Annotated in this window: 3 protein-coding genes and 1 pseudogene; 1 reads left to right on the top strand and 3 read right to left on the bottom strand. The window is 67.4% G+C overall.

The annotated features are described in order from the left end of the window. Positions 1-188, bottom strand: a pseudogene (locus tag JYJ84_RS33740) (two-component sensor histidine kinase); the annotation flags it as partial. Further along, positions 185-925 (bottom strand): response regulator, encoded by a 741-nt coding sequence (locus JYJ84_RS33735; protein ID WP_034190595.1) that lies wholly within the window; start codon positions 923-925, stop codon positions 185-187. The gene JYJ84_RS33735 and the pseudogene JYJ84_RS33740, both read right to left, overlap by 4 nt. A 227-nt stretch (positions 926-1,152) precedes the next feature. Between JYJ84_RS33735 and JYJ84_RS33730 the strand changes: the two genes are divergently transcribed. Next, entirely contained in the window at positions 1,153-1,734 is a 582-nt protein-coding gene (locus JYJ84_RS33730; protein ID WP_175222982.1) for a thioredoxin family protein, read from the top strand. A 55-nt stretch (positions 1,735-1,789) separates the two neighbouring features. On the opposite strand, the gene JYJ84_RS33725 is transcribed toward JYJ84_RS33730, so the two are convergent. Continuing rightward, positions 1,790-2,428 carry an FMN-binding negative transcriptional regulator gene (locus JYJ84_RS33725; RefSeq protein ID WP_175222981.1) on the bottom strand — a complete coding sequence of 213 codons (639 nt, stop codon included), beginning with the start codon at positions 2,426-2,428 and terminating at the stop codon, positions 1,790-1,792. Between the last annotated feature and the right edge of the window lie 181 nt (positions 2,429-2,609).

Here is a 2,609-nt window from a genome sequence, read left to right as displayed (position 1 = left end):
AGCAGCGCGACCGAGCTCGCGACCTCGCGCTCGATGTAGCCCATCATCAGGTTGGTGGTCGCCTGGTCGCGCTCGGTCACGGTGAGCCAGAACGACAGCGTCTGCGCGAGCGCGAGGCCCACGCACAGGATCAGCGCGAGCCGCGCGAACAGCGAGCGCGGCCAGTGCCACGGCATGCGCGCGCTCATGGCGTACCGTCGACGGCGGTCACGGCCGACGAGAACACATAGCCCTCGTTGCGCAGCGTCTTGATGTATCGCGGTTCGCGCGCGCCGTCGCGCAGGCGCTGGCGCAGCCGGCTCACGAGCAGGTCGATCGACCGGTCGAACGGATCGGACTGCCGCCCCTGCGTGAGATTGAGCAACTGGTCGCGCGTCAGCACGCGTTGCGGGTTGTCGAGGAACACGCGCAGCAGCCGGTATTCGGCGCCGCTCAGCGCGACCAGCGTGCCTTCCGCATCGAGCAGGTGGCGCCCGGTCGTGTCGAGCCGCCATTCGCCGAACGCGAGCATCTCCGCGGTTTCCGTCACCTGCATGCCGGGTGGCAGCATGCGCGCGCGGCGCAGCACCGAGCGGATCCGCGCGAGCAGCTCGCGCACCGCGAACGGCTTGGCCAGGTAGTCGTCGGCGCCCATCTCGAGGCCGATGATGCGGTCGGTTTCCTCGCCGCGCGCGGTCAGCATCAGCACGGGCACCGTGCGGAACTTGCCGGCGCGCAGGTCGCGGCACAGCGTGAGGCCGTCCTCGCCCGGCATCATCAGGTCGAGCACGATCAGGTCGGGCGCGCCGTCGTCCAGCACGTTGCGCATCTCGCGGCCGTTCGCGGCCAGCGACACGCGCATGCCGTTCTTCTCCAGATAGTCCGCGATCAGTTCGCGGATCGCGCGATCGTCGTCGACGATCAGCACGTGGTCGATCTTGTCCATGAGTCGTTGTCGGTGTCGAGGTAGTCGGGCAGGCGATGTCCGCTTTTATACCGCATGGCGGGCATGCGTTTGTATCCCAATGTATCGCGCCGCCGCGACGACACACAACATTGCACACGCGTGGCTCGCCGGACACATCGCAGATACGTCGGCGCCGCCTAATGGGGCCTGTCGAAACCCGTCCGGCCGCCGCCACCGAGCCGCGGCCTCCCGCTCAGGAGAACGCCATGCTGCCCCGACTCAAGATCGCCACCCTCGTCATCGCCCTGGCCGCCACGGCCGGGCTCGCCGCCTTCGCGGGCACCCGCGACGACGCGGGCATGCCGACTTCGCAGGCCGGTACGGCGGCGCCCGATTTCACCGGAATCGACCGCTGGCACAACAGCGCACCGCTGACACTCGGCCAGTTGCGCGGCAAGGTCGTGCTCGTCGATTTCTGGACGTACTCGTGCATCAACTGCATTCATACGATTCCGTACGTGAAGGAGTGGGACCGGAAGTATCGCGACCAGGGGCTCGTCGTGGTCGGCGTGCATACGCCCGAGTATCCATTCGAGCGCGACGCGGGCAACGTCGCCGATGCGATCAAGCGCTTCGGCATCCGGTATCCGGTCGCGCAGGACAACCGCTACGACACGTGGCGTGCGTACGGCAACCAGTATTGGCCCGCGCTGTACCTGATCGACGCGAACGGGAAGGTCGTCTATACGCGCTATGGCGAAGGCGAGTACGACAAGACCGAGGCCGCGATTCGCGGCGCGCTCGCGCAGGCCGGCGAAGGCGCGAAGGGCACGACGCGCACGCAGTAACGGGCCGGCGCGCGGGCGTGGCGCTTGCCCGCGCATTCCTGCCTGTCGAAGGCGCTCACTCGCGCTTCGCGTCGGCCGCCGCGATCATCGCTTCGCCGATCGCGAGGTTGCCGTTGGCGACCAGCGCATCGCCGGCGCCGCGGATATCGGCCTCGTCCTTGTTCTGTCCGAGCTTGCGCTTGCCGACGAGCCGCGTGATTTCGATCTGCAGCCCGACGATCGACTGCAGCATCTCGTCGAGATAATCCGTCGGCGCGTCGCCCATCTTCCACGGCACCGGCTGCGATGCCTCGTGCGTGCGCGTCAGCCGGGCGACCACGCCGCGCACGAACTTCTCGTCGTCGCGCACCGTGATGCGGCCGTGCGCATGCACGACCACGTAGTTCCACGTCGGCACCTGCCGGTGCGCCACATGCTTGCTCGGATACCAGGTCGGCGAGATATACGCGTCGCCCGCGCGGAAGATCACGAGCACCTCGTCGCCGTTCGCAACGTCCTGCCAGACCGGATTCACGCGCGCGACGTGCGCATGCAGTTCGCCGAGCCCGCCATCGCTGGGCAGCAGTTCGAACGGGATATGGTTCGCGTCGAGCCCGCTCTTGCCGTGCGTGATCAGGCTGCCGAACGGATGCTGCACGATCAGCTCGCGCAGCGCGTCGGGGTTGGATTCGTTGAATTCGGCGGGGACGTACATGTCGGCTCCACGGTCGTGTGGGGGTTGGAATGGATCAGGCGATGGCCCGGCATGCGTCGATTGTGGCTCCAAACTGGTTTATGCTGTAGAGCCGGTTTGGAACAATTTCAGCGGACCAGAATCATGGCAAGAACGGCCCGGAACGTCGACATCCCGTCGCTCGGCGCGCTCGACCGCACGG

The organism is Burkholderia sp. LMG 13014, assembly GCF_905232215.1.
GTDB lineage: Bacteria > Pseudomonadota > Gammaproteobacteria > Burkholderiales > Burkholderiaceae > Burkholderia.
The sequence above is the reverse complement of the archived record's forward strand: the minus strand, read 5'-3'. Positions and strand labels throughout refer to the sequence as shown.